Annotated in this window: 12 protein-coding genes and 2 CRISPR repeat arrays; of the genes, 3 read left to right on the top strand and 9 right to left on the bottom strand. The window is 41.6% G+C overall.

Going from position 1 to position 14,142, the window contains the following annotated elements:
- Nucleotides 1-5: 5 nt before the first annotated feature.
- The 5 genes from csm3 to E3E24_RS09715 form a co-directional block, all read right to left on the bottom strand.
- Complete coding sequence (gene csm3 / locus E3E24_RS09735) at nucleotides 6-806, bottom strand: type III-A CRISPR-associated RAMP protein Csm3 (protein WP_167915959.1); 801 nt, start codon at nucleotides 804-806, stop codon at nucleotides 6-8.
- Between the two features lie 8 nt (nucleotides 807-814).
- Nucleotides 815-1,327, bottom strand: coding sequence for a type III-A CRISPR-associated protein Csm2 (csm2, locus tag E3E24_RS09730; protein ID WP_167915949.1), 513 nt, complete (start codon nucleotides 1,325-1,327; stop codon nucleotides 815-817).
- A complete protein-coding gene (gene cas10 / locus E3E24_RS09725) occupies nucleotides 1,324-3,594 on the bottom strand; it encodes a type III-A CRISPR-associated protein Cas10/Csm1 (protein ID WP_167915948.1) in 2,271 nt (756 codons plus the stop codon). Before cas10 ends, csm2 begins: the two co-directional genes overlap by 4 nt.
- Before the next feature lie 12 nt (nucleotides 3,595-3,606).
- Nucleotides 3,607-4,329, bottom strand: coding sequence for a CRISPR-associated endoribonuclease Cas6 (gene cas6, locus E3E24_RS09720; RefSeq protein WP_167915947.1), 723 nt, complete (start codon nucleotides 4,327-4,329; stop codon nucleotides 3,607-3,609).
- 105 nt (nucleotides 4,330-4,434) lie between these two features.
- Nucleotides 4,435-4,734, bottom strand: coding sequence for a hypothetical protein (locus tag E3E24_RS09715; protein WP_167915946.1), 300 nt, complete (start codon nucleotides 4,732-4,734; stop codon nucleotides 4,435-4,437).
- Nucleotides 4,735-4,886: 152 nt separating this feature from the next.
- Between E3E24_RS09715 and csx2 the strand changes: the two genes are divergently transcribed.
- The 3 genes from csx2 (at nucleotide 4,887) to E3E24_RS09700 (ending at nucleotide 10,640) form a co-directional block, all read left to right on the top strand.
- Complete coding sequence (csx2, locus tag E3E24_RS09710; RefSeq protein WP_240912570.1) at nucleotides 4,887-6,074, top strand: TIGR02221 family CRISPR-associated protein; 1,188 nt, start codon at nucleotides 4,887-4,889, stop codon at nucleotides 6,072-6,074.
- Nucleotides 6,071-7,576, top strand: a complete 1,506-nt coding sequence (locus E3E24_RS09705) for a hypothetical protein (protein WP_167915944.1) — start codon at nucleotides 6,071-6,073, stop codon at nucleotides 7,574-7,576. The genes csx2 and E3E24_RS09705 overlap by 4 nt, the downstream gene beginning before the upstream one ends.
- A 572-nt stretch (nucleotides 7,577-8,148) precedes the next feature.
- A CRISPR array of direct repeats spans nucleotides 8,149-9,299; the repeat unit is 28 nt; unit sequence GTTTAAGAAGAACTTAGTAGTATGGAAA.
- A gap of 183 nt (nucleotides 9,300-9,482) precedes the next feature.
- Nucleotides 9,483-10,640 carry a hypothetical protein gene (locus tag E3E24_RS09700; RefSeq protein WP_167915943.1) on the top strand — a complete coding sequence of 386 codons (1,158 nt, stop codon included), beginning with the start codon at nucleotides 9,483-9,485 and terminating at the stop codon, nucleotides 10,638-10,640.
- A 7-nt stretch (nucleotides 10,641-10,647) separates the two neighbouring features.
- On the opposite strand, the gene cas2 is transcribed toward E3E24_RS09700, so the two are convergent.
- The 4 genes from cas2 to E3E24_RS09680 all read right to left on the bottom strand — a co-directional run bounded on the left by cas2 (nucleotide 10,648) and on the right by E3E24_RS09680 (nucleotide 14,136).
- Nucleotides 10,648-10,911 carry a CRISPR-associated endonuclease Cas2 gene (gene cas2 / locus E3E24_RS09695; protein ID WP_167915942.1) on the bottom strand — a complete coding sequence of 88 codons (264 nt, stop codon included), beginning with the start codon at nucleotides 10,909-10,911 and terminating at the stop codon, nucleotides 10,648-10,650.
- Nucleotide 10,912: 1 nt separating this feature from the next.
- The gene (gene cas1b, locus E3E24_RS09690) at nucleotides 10,913-11,863 is read right to left on the bottom strand and encodes a type I-B CRISPR-associated endonuclease Cas1b (protein WP_167915941.1); all 951 of its coding nucleotides are present in this window, start codon (nucleotides 11,861-11,863) and stop codon (nucleotides 10,913-10,915) included.
- A 20-nt stretch (nucleotides 11,864-11,883) separates the two neighbouring features.
- A CRISPR array of direct repeats spans nucleotides 11,884-12,722; the repeat unit is 28 nt; unit sequence TTTCCATACTACTAAGTCCTTCTTAAAC.
- Nucleotides 12,723-13,382: 660 nt separating this feature from the next.
- Nucleotides 13,383-13,535, bottom strand: a complete 153-nt coding sequence (locus E3E24_RS09685) for a hypothetical protein (protein ID WP_167915940.1) — start codon at nucleotides 13,533-13,535, stop codon at nucleotides 13,383-13,385.
- A 295-nt stretch (nucleotides 13,536-13,830) separates the two neighbouring features.
- Entirely contained in the window at nucleotides 13,831-14,136 is a 306-nt protein-coding gene (locus E3E24_RS09680; RefSeq protein ID WP_167915939.1) for a thioredoxin family protein, read from the bottom strand.
- Nucleotides 14,137-14,142: the final 6 nt, after the last annotated feature.

The raw sequence follows: 14,142 nt of genomic DNA, 5'->3' as shown, positions 1-14,142 counted from the left end.
CACCGTTAAATGCTGATCTGTCCGAAGGTGGCGTTGAACTTCTCCTCGTTGAGGAGGTCCTTGATTTCCTCAATGTTGAGATCAATTGGCTTTTCCTCTTCCCTACCAAAGTAGAAGTCTCTGCTCCTGAAGATTGCCTCTTCAATCTTGAACTCAACCTTTCCATAACCTCTTGAGCCCGAGCCTCCAAGGTAGGTATCTTCAAGCATCTTCATCGCACTAAAGAGGTTTTTCAAGTCTTCTTGCCACTTCTCATCTTCAATGTTGTAGATTATCTCAAAGTCGAATTCGACTCCAGCTGGAACTCTTTCAAGTTGCCTAGGACTTGCAGCTGAGGTAATTCTGTCTATTGCGGTTTCCATTTTTATTTCAGTAAAAATCTCACCTTTTTCAAACTTTTCCTTCCATTCTTTGCTTAAGTGAGCATCCCTAACGATGAGTCTTGATGGGAAGTTTGTTTCTCCGCTTGCTCCAAATAAGCGACATACTTCACAGGTTTTTGCCTGTGTGTAATTGTTACAAACATGAATCCAAACGTTATGGATTGGTCTGTTGAAAAACTTATCCTCACCAACACCTTGTTTCTCCTTAGGTTGTTTTGAATTTACTGCTATTTCAAGAAGAGACCTTAGGCGACCTTTGAGTGACGAACCAGGAATGTACGGCAGACCTGTTATTGGGTCTTTTATAACGGGACCATCAACACCTCCAATTTCCGAGACTTCTCTTTGGGCACCAATATGTAGTCCAGTAACAGCTTTAATCTTGCCCTTTAAGATTATTTTTCCATAAAATACTCTATTCATCCCTTCCTTCATCTTTCTCTACCCCCAAAGAATCTATGGTATGCAACAACAGCTTGCAAAAACTCATAAAATTTTTCAAAATTCTTCTCCCCTATGGTTTGAAGAAGTGGGCTAAGAACTGCCACAAGGGAATTTATTGGTCCATGCAGGTCTTTACCATCATTCCTTGTAGAGTAAGCCAAAATACATTGCATCTTAAGTATGTCCGCCTTTATGTCGAGTTTGTTCCTGAATTTTAAATTTGCCCTATTTGCTAGCTCTAAAAATTTCCTTAACTGGCTCGTGTTTAATCCTTTAACTTTAAGGTAAGCAGCTAATATTATGGCATTTCTGAATATTTGATCATGGTCCAAGCTCTTGTCTTTCTTTTTGGCCCATGCAACAACCTCCAGGTATTTATCTTCAAAATCTTCTGGTCTTGCATTCCTCAAATTGTTCCTTATCTTTACAATATCTATTGGATCTTCTTCAAACAACCAACTTAATTTTCCCTTTCTTACCCTTACTACTTGATAGGTCATGTTCTCCACCCCCTAACTGCAAACAATAAAACTTTCAAAATTCCATCAACGAAATAAATCTCCTGAGGTTCGTAATTTTTCACCTTAGAGACGTCTAGAACCAAAAGTTCTTTAAACAGCTCTTCAGCATTGTTCCTGCTTAAGTAATAAGCTAGAATGTAGTTCCAGCTTATGCTCATTGGATTCATAACGTAGAGCTCCTGCGCTTGAAGTATCTTCCACAATAGCGATTTGCTGACTTTCAGCTTCCTTCCATCATACACTCTTGGAACGTATTTTGCCCAAAGCCCTTTGTATTCATCCCATCCATAGGAAATCTTGTGCCTCTTAGCATGCTCTGGAAACTTTCCTCTATCAACCCTCCTCCTTTCGAGCAACGAAATCCTGTTCTTTCCTTCGTCTTTGGCTGTCTCAAGCCTATCTTTCGTTGTCTCGGCCATCCTAGCTAGCGGATAGTTCTCATCAAAAAATCCCAATCCCGCTGAAAGAGTCACGCTTGGATTACCACCAGTGTAGAGCTTGAAGAGCTCCCTGACCTTGAAAGCTAAGTTGAAGACTTCATCCCAGGAGCCAACTATGAAAAGGTCATCCCCACCAGCGTAAACGACAACTATGTTCGCTTCATCATTATCTTTGCAGAGTCTTGGAATGTCTTTAGGAAGTAGCTCGTCAAAGCTACCCTTTATTATCTCATTCAGGTAGCCCTTGAAGAAGTAATCCATGAGCCTCGAAAGCATTGAAACCCTCGCTGGAACCGGATTCTTAAGCCCCCTTGCGAATATTAAGCCCAAGTTGTCAACATCTGCCCTTAAAACGCCGATTCTCTCTGCCCCGAGGGAGTTCTCTGCCAAGCCTTCAAAAGTTATGATATGCTTCTTTATCTCTTTCTTTCCGTTCTCCTCAACTTCTTCCTCCACTTTCTTAGCATAATCTGCAACAATGTATGGGATTGCATCGAATTCTCTAATCCTGAACGGTTCTTCACTCATCAGCAGAGTTGCTCCTGAACTCCAGAGAATAAAGGCTTCTGAATCGTCTTTAATGAAGTAAAAGCTTGAAAACGGCATTTTCAGCTTCTTCTTTTTCCACTCGCTTATTAATTTGTCTTCCTTTCTCTTTGGAATTCTCGCGAATCCAGTGACATACGGCAGATGCTTGCCCAATTCCAAGAGGAAGGCACAGGTGTGGCAGAGATTGAGCTCTGCCTCGCCAGTTTGCGGGTCTCTTTTTGGAATAACCTCACTGATTTGCTTCCTGCAAACGTCGCATTCATGCCTCTTAGCAACTCCACTGCGATCTATGAAAAAGTCATCCCCAATAATCTCTTCAAACTTTCTGACCTTCCGCTCATTGACTCTGTCTTTCAAGGCCGTCCACAGGGAAATGCTGCCTTTCTTGAACTCCTTCAGCTCGCTTCTTGTAGCTTCAATCCAGTCAATTGCAATGTAGAGCTTTCCGTTGAACTCGTCATAGAGCCACTTAACTACCTCATTCCTGATTTTTTCAAGCTTTTCAACTGCCTCCTCCGTGTTCTGGGCTATTATTGTAAAGCTACCTCCACCGTTGTAAATCAAATTTGCCCTCGTAAGGTTGAGCTCTTCGAGGATTTCCATGACAATGTCCCAGCTTATCAAGTCGAGATAGGTGGACCTGGCCCTCAGGTGCTTGAGTGCTCCCCTCATGTTTATCGTGTAGATGAAGTCTTGGATTCCAGAGAAGTCCGCTCCAATGAGAAGGAACTCCCCACCATCACGCCACGTCTCCTTTCTCCTGTTGTAGATTGCAAGGGTTATTGCACTTGTCAGCTTCATCTGGTCGTAAAGCGAAACATCCTCACTTGCTGGGAAGAAAGTGAAGTACTTCTCGAAAAGCGTTAGAATGCTGTTGAAGCTGGACTTGACTTTTTTAAATTCCTCCTTCAGATCCTTGAGAAGGCTATCTATCTCTCCCGGAGAAATCTCCTCATTTTCACTGAGGACAGGGAATTTATCAAACTCCAGCTTTCGTATCTGATAATACTTGGGAATCGGCTTTTCCTTTTCATCTATGCTTACATCTGAGAAAATGCACCTAAGCCTTTTGTTTGGTGCTTTGGGCTTTGAAGCAGAGGCAATTTCCCAAGCTTCCTTGGCTATTTCAAGGACTCTCGGGAATTCATTATCTTCGCTGAGTTCGCTCCAGATTTTCCGGATTTCTTCTGGATAATCAGGAATAACGTTCTCAAGATTGTAGAGGAGCCCAATAAGGGCGACACCCTCCTTGTTCACCAACACACCCCCCTACTTTAGTGGATTTAAAAATCCAAACCCCAGACTGTTCTTTTCGCCCAGGCCACAGTCCATGATGAACTGGTAGAACTTTCTCTCCTCCTTAGTTATGCAGTGCTTTTCGAGCAATTTCCAAGAAGAGCCGACAATGGTAAAGGGGACACCCATCTTGACTATTCTGACATAAATGTCCACTTTCCCGTTCCTAATTCTTGGAATCATTTTATCAAAAAGATTGCCCTCGATAAGTGGTTCTTCACCGTAGTATGCATGGTACTTCTTAACCGCATTCTCCTCCAAGCGTTGTAGGAAGAAGTTTATGTTGTGGTGAACATAGAATTTGAAGTACTCGTTTTTCTTGTTGTCCTTGTAGAGAACTATTGGTGAGCCGGTGATAAAGCGGCGCTTTACCTTTAAGCTAAACTTTTTGACTGATTTTAAGTAGAACTCGTGCTTTCCAAGATAAATCCTCTCCCTATCCTTGAGCCGTGAGTACAGTGCTTCGATGAACTTTTCGTTTGGTGATGAGATTATCAAGCTTTTTGCCTCACCTTTTTTGAAGTTCGTTGGAGGGAAGATGTCTGAGAACGTGAAGAATTTAAACCTCGGCACATCATGCATGTCTCCAAACTCTGTCCTCATTAAGGTGCTGTAAATGAACCCCTGAATTGTATGCTTATTAACATCATTGTACGGAAAATCTTCAAGAGGAACAAAATCAAGCTTTAACCTCATATTGACCACTGTTGAAATTTCTTATTCAACAATGATATTTCCAGCCAGCAAAATTTAAAAGCATTACGGATAAAAAATCCAAATGAGAGGAGTGTAATTCTGATACTACTGCAAGAGGTCTTTCATAAGCTTTTCATAGTCTCTTACGGTCAGGCGGATTGAGATTATGTCCTCAATTTTAATGATTAGAATCCCACTATCGTCTTTAACTACAAGCTTTGCTTCTGTCGGCTCGTTATCATCGAGCTTGTCAATTATGTAGTCAAGCCTCTCCTCAAGTGTATTTAGGGTGTCATCTATGAGGGAAGCCCTGTTCTCAACTTCAGCCCCAATTAAGCCATAGTCCTGAATCTTTTTAACAGCGGCCTTAGCTTTTTCAACATCCACATCATAAACCTCCACCATCGAAAACCACCAAATACTATCATGAAAAATTTCAAGATTAAAAATTTTCTAGTAAATTCGTGCTGATATTTCAATCTTGGTTTAAAATTTTTAGAGCCCCCTACTAAAACTTTTAAATCCCAAACAGCAAATTACAACATCTGGTGGTGTTTATGAAGCTGCTGAGTTTTATTGGATTTGGTGACTACAAAGAAACCACATATCTCTATGGCGACAAGGCTGTAAGGACAGAATACATTCAGGAAGCACTCACAAAGATATTCCATCCATCTGAGGTCATAATTTTCGCAACAAAGGAAGCTTATCAAAAGCACGGAGAAAATCTGAAGAAAAGGTTAAAAAACGTTCACTTTGTGCACATAGAGACTCCCAAGACCCAAGATGACATCTGGGACTTGTTTGAGAGAATCGTTGACAGCGTTGATTACGGTGATGAAATAATACTCGACATAACCCACGCCTTCAGGCACATACCCTTCATGTCCTTCCTCGTCATGCTCTACCTCCAAGAAGTCAAAAACGTTAAGATTAGGGGAATCTACTACGGAGCCTTTGAAGCAAAGACTGAAAAAGGTGCGCCAATCTTTGACCTCAGCGGACTCCTCGACTTGGCAGACTGGCTCTATGGGGTAAGAGACCTGAGAAAATACGGAAGGGGAGAAGGCATTTACACCTCAATCAGAAACATGAACGCAAGGTTCTACAAAACCAACACCCAAAAGAAGCCAAAAACTTTGTCGGGCTATGCTAACCTAATCCTTCTCCTCCTAAAGAACCTACAGCTAAACCAAATTCCTACATTTATGAAGCTCTCGGCAGAAGCCAAGAACGGTTATGAAGAGTTCAAAGCTGAGGCGATTGAATTCCTTCCACCGATAAGGTACACGCTCAATGAGATTAAGCGCTTAACTGAATTTGGATGCAATGAATTCGGCAAGGAATGCCTGGAAAAGCAGCTAAAAATCATCGAATACCTGCTTGAAAAGGGTATGACGGCAAATGCTCTTGAACTCATGAGGGAGTGGATAGTAAATACCGTAATCTTCCTGGCTGGTGAAAAGGACTGGCTGAGAAGGGAAGTTAGAATTAAAGCAGAGAGAACAATAGGCTGGTTCTCCGCTGATATTATTGGAAAATCAGAGGGATTTGAAAAAACAGAATGGGCTGAAAAGCTTGAAAGAGATGAAAAGATGACCAAACTTGCAAAAGTTTGGCTCAAAGTTCAGGAAATCAGGAATACGATAGCTCACGCTGGAATGAAGAAAGAAAATCCAGACCCGAATAAAATCGAAAGAAAAGCGAGGGAGTTTTTAGAGATGCTTAAGGAGGTGCTTTCATGAGGGTGTGGATCACAACCGTTGGAACGTCCCCCTTTGCTGTATTCAACTCCCTCTGGATGGCAATCGTTGGAGACTCATACTATCCCGACAAGGTATACCTCCTGTGGAACGATAAGGTGCAAGACAACATGCAAAAAGTTAAGACTTACATTGAAGCCCTTGCAAAAGCTTACGGGAGGACGATAGCTATTGACGACACTCACAAGGTTGATGAAGAGAACTTCAGAACATTCACAGAGACGCTGGCGAAGATAATAAAGAAGGAAAAGCTTGAGGGCAATAAGGTCGCAATTGACATGACGCCAGGGAGAAAGTTCATGAGTGCTATCTCCATGTATCTCGGAATTAAAGGTGCTGACAAAAAGTTTAAGGCTGACAGGGTTTACTACCTCCACCTGAAGGACTTGAGCTACATGAACCTGCCCCTCTACCTAATCCCCTTCTCAATCCAGGAATTATTAGAAATGAAAAGCGAGTTGAGCAGAAAAGAGAGAATGAAAGAGCCCTTAAAGATGGAAGGGGAAAAAGAAGAAGTTAAGGTGACAAGAGAAGAGCTGATGGCAGTGATCAATCAGGAATTCCTGCTTGGGAGGGAGAGCTTTAACATAAAAGCCGCGGGGGAAACTATCGCATTCATCTCACTCAGGGAAAATGAAAACGTTGCAACTGTTTCGCCGGTCAAAAACCTAAATCTGCCAAGTTATGTTGGTGATTTTGGACTGTTCAACAGCGTTCTGAATACCTCTGGGATTAGAGAGCTCAAGGCAACACTTGACGGTGAAAGCTGGATGAGTGAGGAAGAGCTTTACAAATGGCTTTTGAGTAAAATCAAGGAGAAGGAAACGCAGTACATTACCTTTGATACCAATTCACTTATCTTTGGCATCCCGCAGAGGTTCCTTGAGTTCCTCGACAGGCAGAGGGATAAGGTCTATTCACTAAACTTAGCGATATCAAGAATCGTTGAGGTAGAGCTTACAAAGGAAAAGGCCAAGATTCTTAGAGATGGAAGATTTTTTGATGAATACGTTCCTGATGCTGACTACTGGAACCAGCCCTCGCCGAAGGACAGGCTTTTCAAGCTCGGGCAATTGCAGCTCAAGCTCCTCAACGAGAGGAACGCCATACTTATCGAGCCGACGAGGGAGGGGAGGGGCGATGATGTTATCTTGGAGAGCTTTGTGGAGTTTTTAAGGAAGAACGAGGGGGAATTAATAGTCTTCACCTCGGACAAGAACTTCTTCGCTAACTTAAGGCACGTCAGGGAGATTGAGCCTGTCTATGTTGGCTTTGGGGAAATCAGGAAGCATGTAAGGTGGGAGAATGTCAGGGACTTCATCTTTGCTTCAGCAGTTGTCTTTGGAAAGATAAGCGTTTCTGGAATTGGGGAGATCAAAGCGGTCTGGAGGGGCAAGAACCCCTGGGAGTGGGATAAGGTTAAGGTCTCGCTCAGAGAAGAGACGAAAAAAGCAATCGAAGTCCTCAGAGCAGTAAAAGCCTAGTGTCTGTTTTCTTTTTGTTTATTGTGGATTTTAAATGCCACTATTTTATTGTTTTCGGCATAATAAGGAATTTTCATTTTCGACAGAAGCTGTGCTCAGAAGTGTTCATGTGAGTTACGGTTTAAGGTTTTTTAGGAGTGCTTTCAGGTGTTAGAGCTGTTTTTAACTGTATTTTTAGTAAATCACGGATTTTAGGGCTTTTGAGTGTGGAGGTAAATTTAACCACCTAAAAATGAAAATAAGCTGAAGTTGGTTCTCCCTTGGGTATGTTCTCAATGGTTTTTTGGCATTTTGGAAAACAAAGGCTTGTGATGCTTTAAATTTGGTAGGAATTTTGGGAATATTTAAACAGGGATTTCTTCACCGTGCTTTTAATTTTCAAGCATTAGCTTTCCTTATTCTGCTGGATGCTAAAGGTATCGAGTTAATTTTAAGAAATTTTAGACAATTCAGCGGATTTTTATTATCCTTGTTCACTATAGTCCAATAAGTTTCAAGCTATTCCCTTTCGAAAGTTTTAAATACAGGTTTCAGAGTAGTCCCGATTGATAAATGGGGAGTTCCAAGATATGGTTTAAGAAGAACTTAGTAGTATGGAAAGGACGGATTATGTAATGGGGCAAATTGCTCCAGGGTTTAACTATGTTTAAGAAGAACTTAGTAGTATGGAAAGGACCACATTGATATGGTGGCAGACATGAGTGCATACAGACCATGTTTAAGAAGAACTTAGTAGTATGGAAAGAACTCCAGAATCATATTTCCTGAGGGCACTTCTTAACTCTCCACAGGAGTTTAAGAAGAACTTAGTAGTATGGAAAGTTTTACTTACTCTCATAGAACATCACCGTTATTTGCTATGACTTGTTTAAGAAGAACTTAGTAGTATGGAAAGCATATGGAAACCTGAGCCCGACAAGCTCGCCTTCCTCTGTCTGTTTAAGAAGAACTTAGTAGTATGGAAAACTTCTGCTCTAATAATAAGGTTGCTGGCATCCCTTGTGATTACTAGGTTTAAGAAGAACTTAGTAGTATGGAAAATGCGTGGTATTTGGTTCAGTGCTTGAATCTCATCTTTGGTATGTTCTTGAGTTTAAGAAGAACTTAGTAGTATGGAAACAAGGGGTGGAGGTTCAAGGACGGGAGTTTTGCTCCGAGTGTTTGATTTGTTTAAGAAGAACTTAGTAGTATGGAAACCTTGAGGAATTCTTGAGCAAACCAGTAGCACCCGCCATCCTGGTGTTTAAGAAGAACTTAGTAGTATGGAAACACACCCCATAACGGGGCAAAAATCGAAAGCCGCACTAGTCTCGTGTTTAAGAAGAACTTAGTAGTATGGAAACCTCCAAAACCTCTACCACCTTCATACCCAATGGCGTCACTTTAATCTGTGTTTAAGAAGAACTTAGTAGTATGGAAATGAACCAGTAACATCCCCCATCTTGATCTCTACTTGGATCCCATGATGTTTAAGAAGGACTTAGTAGTATGGAAATAACATGACTGCCTTTTGTGTTTCTTTGTTTATGTATCCATAAAAGTTTAAGAAGGACTTAGTAGTATGGAAATTTGTCCTAAGACGAAATCGTTTCCGAGCGTTGCTTAAATGAAGAACCCTCTCGTTTAAGAAGGACTTAGTAGTATGGAAATGCAATGTAAATTCTATACTTGCGTCTTTCTCCATTTTTTTAATTTGTTTAAGAAGGACTTAGTAGTATGGAAAGAGCTCAGCGCCGATGGGGACTTCGTACCCTCAAATAATGCTGTCTGTGTTTAATGGAGAACCCAGTAGTGTGAACATCTTGGATTGTTTAAGAAAAACATTAATTCTGGCTTCAAGGAGAAAATTTTATGAATCCCTAGTAATGCCAAAATAACTGGGTAGGTACTTCATTGGGGGATTAAGATGCTCGGCTTTCTGCTTGTCCTGGCGTCCCTGTTCTCACTCTGGTATGGAATGAACATACAGAATGAAGCCCTCCTGATAGTTGCTGGGATTCTCTTCATCTTCGCCCTGACAGACTATGCCGCAATGATAATTCCAGTAAAGCTCGCACAGGCCGGAGTCTTTGGCATAATAGCATTCTACCTGGACTACTTTGGTTACGCTTACCTCGTCTTCCCCCTCTTCATAATCTTCGGAATAGCAACCCTGTTCAACAGGGAAAAGATAGCATACTGGGCATTCCTAGCCTCAATCCCAATAGCATTCATAAACTCCTACCTTGAACCCCATGCAATTGTTCCAATATGGACGCTCATCGGCTTGATGCTCGGCTTTACAGAGCACGCAATAGTTGAAGAAATGGCTGAGGGGGACATTTACATAATCTCGCTTTACTTTGCCCTCTTTGGACCCTTCGCCTTCATTCCATACGCCGCCCAAAATGTTGTCGGAAATTTGATTTATTACCGCAGGGAAGCCATGGGGTGGCCAGTCGGACCAGCAATGTTCGTTGTAGCGGCCCCAGTGTTTGCCCTCCTCGCAAATGCCAAGCTCCCTGAGTTTCTGGTTTATGCATATCACCACAGCCCGCCGAATCCAGACCTCGCTGGATGGGTTATGATTGGAATAATATTCCTCTCCATAATAGTCTCTGAGGCGTTCATCCTCTCGCTTTTGATCAGCATTGGCTTGGCAACCTATGTTGGGGCAGTTGTTTGCATGGTTTATGGCGAATGGATTGCCGGCTGGGTGTCCTTAATTGTCCTAGTTGCAAGCCTTGTCATTCTCAGGGCATTTGGAAAGCTCCACATTCACAATGCCAGTTCAGTTGCTCCAGAAGAGCTCTTCTGGGGCTCCTCCGTGATTTCGGTTGTAATGAGTGCAGTCCTCCTTTTATCTGCCATCAGAGTGCTTCAGGTGAACGAAGTGGTGGTTGGGATTCTCACGGCTGTGTTGATGGCTGTCGTGGGCTACTGGAAGGTCAAGAAGGTTGGAAACGCAGAAACCTGGGGCTGGTGGTTCACTCCAAGGTACTTCCTGGTCAATGGAGTGATAGCAGGCTTCTGGATTGGATTAACACTCTACAAGGCATACTCCCTCATATCTCTTTTCATTTAATTCCATGCTAAATTACTGCATCATCCTCATGAAAGGCTACTCCCAGATAAGAAAAGCTGATGAGTTTTCTATCTTTAACGGCATAAATTAGAATTGAATCCTCGCTCTCGTCAATGACCTTTGAGAGCCTTTTTAAAAGTTCATGAAGCTGAGAATCAGTCAGCTCGCCTTCAAAGACGCTTCTTTGCCTCCAGTAAAGATAGCGTTTGAGGATTTTATGAACCTTTGCAACTCTTTCTTCGTTCACGTCATAAACAATTATGTAGTACATGTTACCACCATGGTTTGAATGCCTTGTATTTTCTTCTGCCGAGCAAATGGTTTGCCAGGCGTTTTGCCTCGTAATCCATCATCAAGCGGTAGGATACATTTCTTTTTGCCCTTGGATAATAGACAGTTCTTGAGAGAACCATGTTGAGGGCTTGGATAAATTTTCTTCTTCCCTCTGCACTTAAATAGACTGCATTCTTCTTTCTTGGTTTTCTGAAGTGATGTTTTCTGATCATGCCCTTGTTGATTGCGTATTTTACTGCACTCATGACTATCAGGGGCTTAAACGGCTCACTCAAATCCAAGCTAAGCGAAAAGCGGTTCTGCATTGGCTCGTGGAGAAAGCTTATGTCTGGATCGAGTTTTGCCCTAATTATTGCAGAGAGGGTTAAACCATAGAGGATCGAGTTCCCATAGCTTATTAGGGCATTGACTTCATCTTTTGGTGGCTTTCTTGTTCGTTTTCTGAACTTCATCTTCAGTGTTTGTGCGAATAGATGATAGTACTCCCTCCAGAGCTTGGCTTCAATGCCGCGGATTTCTTCAATTGTTGCTCCCCCCACCGCTATCTCCGTAAGCCTCGAAGTGTCCTGACCTCTCAGGGATTTGAGCATTGTGTTCTTTATGCCCTGCACTATTTGTTGGGCTATGTAGAGCCTCTTTTTCTCGTCGAGATAGTGCTGGACTTGGGCAATCTTAAGCTTTCCATTACCTCCAGTTTTTGGGATGAAGGAGCCTTTGTAGAGTCCTTCAACTGTGTAGAAGTGAACGGGTATGCCTTCAACGGAGAGCAAGTCAATTGCTCCAGAGGTCAACGTTACCCTTGCAACGCAGTGGATTTCAGAGACTTGGGCAAGGGGAATTGCCTTCTCCAATGTTTCGCCAACGAAGTGCAGGGTGTTGTCTTTCCTTCTCAGCTCACCGTGTTGCGTTATGAAGAGAGGATGGGGCATGTACTTCACCCCTCAACAGGGTAGAACACCACTAAGTCCTTCTTAAACTTGTCAGCGTTAAGAGAGTTCCAGAGATAATGGACAAGGTCAAGATTTCCATATTACTAAGTCCTTCTTAAACTCAAGAAGAAGTAGAACAAGAGACAACAATAAGAGATTTCCTCCCAGAAAGGAACTTTCCATACTACTAAGTCCTTCTTAAACAAGAAAAGCAACGGTTGGATTGATTTTGAACAGCCCGTCCCAAAGTTTCCATACTACTAAGTCCTTCTTAAACGTTTATCGAGTACATAGGCTCAAGCCTACTACAACTAAACATGTAGTTTCCATACTACTAAGTCCTTCTTAAACTCAGGAATCCCAAAGTCGTCGCAGAAGCAATAATTGAATTTACAAGAAGGTTTCCATACTACTAAGTTCTTCTTAAACTCTTTGAAGGACTTTGACTACTACCTCGTCGATGCAGGAGACCAGTTTCCATACTACTAAGTTCTTCTTAAACGGAAATTCCGCCAGTAGATGGTTGGGGGGTTAATTATTAGTTTCCATACTACTAAGTCCTTCTTAAACGACGGAAAGAAGAAGGTCTATGCGATACTGCAGGAGGAGTGGTTTCCATACTACTAAGTTCTTCTTAAACTCTTGAGGTTCTACCCATACATCGCAATCAAGACGGGGCATTTCCATACTACTAAGTCCTTCTTAAACTTAGCAGCTTCATACCCAATATTTGGATCTGCACCTGTACCTCATTTCCATACTACTAAGTCCTTCTTAAACTGTCAAGGAAGTCAAAGCCCAACTTGAAGCCGTTTTGAACAGAACTGTAGGTTTCCATACTACTAAGTCCTTCTTAAACCATATCTTGAAGCCCTCCATTTATCAATCGGGACTATTCTAAAACCGGTATTTAAAACTTTCGGACTAAAAATGCCTGGAAAATTTAAAGTATTTCAAAAGTAGGAAGTTAAAAATGTTTGTCTGTCTATCTTAATTCCACAAATAGAACGCTATCCAGATAGTTGTACATTAATGGGGATAAACCAAACCTCAACACTTAAAAAACTGGTAGAGAAAGTCTAATAGATTCCCCAATTTTACTTCCACAAATTATGAAGTTAAAACGGCTTCATTCAAGAGAAGAGCAGAACAGTATGAGATAAATTCATAATGTGAATTTGAAATATCTCCAATTAACCGTTGCTCTCTTTTAGCATCCCCATAATTTAAGTTCCGTTGAAAATTGTTTATTATCCAAAATAAGGCATTAAAAGTTTAAAACTGCAAAAATCAGCCTTTATTTCAGCCTTTTGAGAATACAGAGTGAATATTGTTGTACAGAACTTCCAGCCTGAATGAAAAAATAATTTCCAGGTAGTTATTGGAGAAAATTTTAGTAAGAGGATTTAGAATTAAATTTTGAGTTTAGGGGTTTCGTTAAATGTTGAGTGTTCTGGTTTTATTGTAGATTCTCTGCTAATCTTGAAATTGTTACTAGTGGCTAAAAATAAAAGAAAAATCAGAAATCGTCCAAGTCGAGCCTCAGGGCCTCGCGGAAGTCGTCCTCGTCAACGCGGTAGCAGCGGAAGGCCCAGCTGAGGTACAGGAAGCCGCTCAGGGAGATAAACCCCAAAACAAGCCAGCCAAACCAGTTCATTAAAACGATGATCATGAAACTTTTTCTTCATACATCTGAGCATTGCACTGCATACTAATGAAGATTTTCTTTAAAAAGTTTTCGGTTGTATGAGGCTAGCAGTATTGCTATGTATTATGCAAGCATAACCATAAACCTCACCATAAAAGCAAATGTTAGCCTTTAATTGAATAAAAATAGAATGGAAACTTCCGAAGATGATATGTAAACCCTAAAAATGTTTTTATCAAACAATAAAGCACTGTTTGGGATTTAACGATTAATATCTGTGAAGATATTCCAGCACCAATCTAGATGTGATGCAAAGCCTTCATAATAATTTCCTTAGCATCTCCTCAACTTCTTCTCTCCTCCTTACCAGATTCTGCCTCGCGATTTCCTTCCCCTCCTTGAGATAAATCAATGTAGGCACATTCATAACACCAAAGTGCTCCGCAAGCCAGAGATGTTTTCCCACATCGACCTCCCAGAACTCCACATTTCTATACTCCTCGCTCAGCTCGTGCATGAAGGGCTCAATCATCTTGCATGGTGGACAGCCAGGAGAAGAAAACCAAAGAAGGGCATATTTAGCCCTCTCAATTTTTCCAAAGTCTCCATCAAACTCCTTAATCATCTTAAC

It is taken from the genome of Thermococcus sp. LS2 (genome assembly GCF_012027375.1).
In the GTDB taxonomy this organism is placed as follows: Archaea; Methanobacteriota_B; Thermococci; order Thermococcales; family Thermococcaceae; genus Thermococcus_B.
The sequence above is the reverse complement of the archived record's forward strand: the minus strand, read 5'-3'. Positions and strand labels throughout refer to the sequence as shown.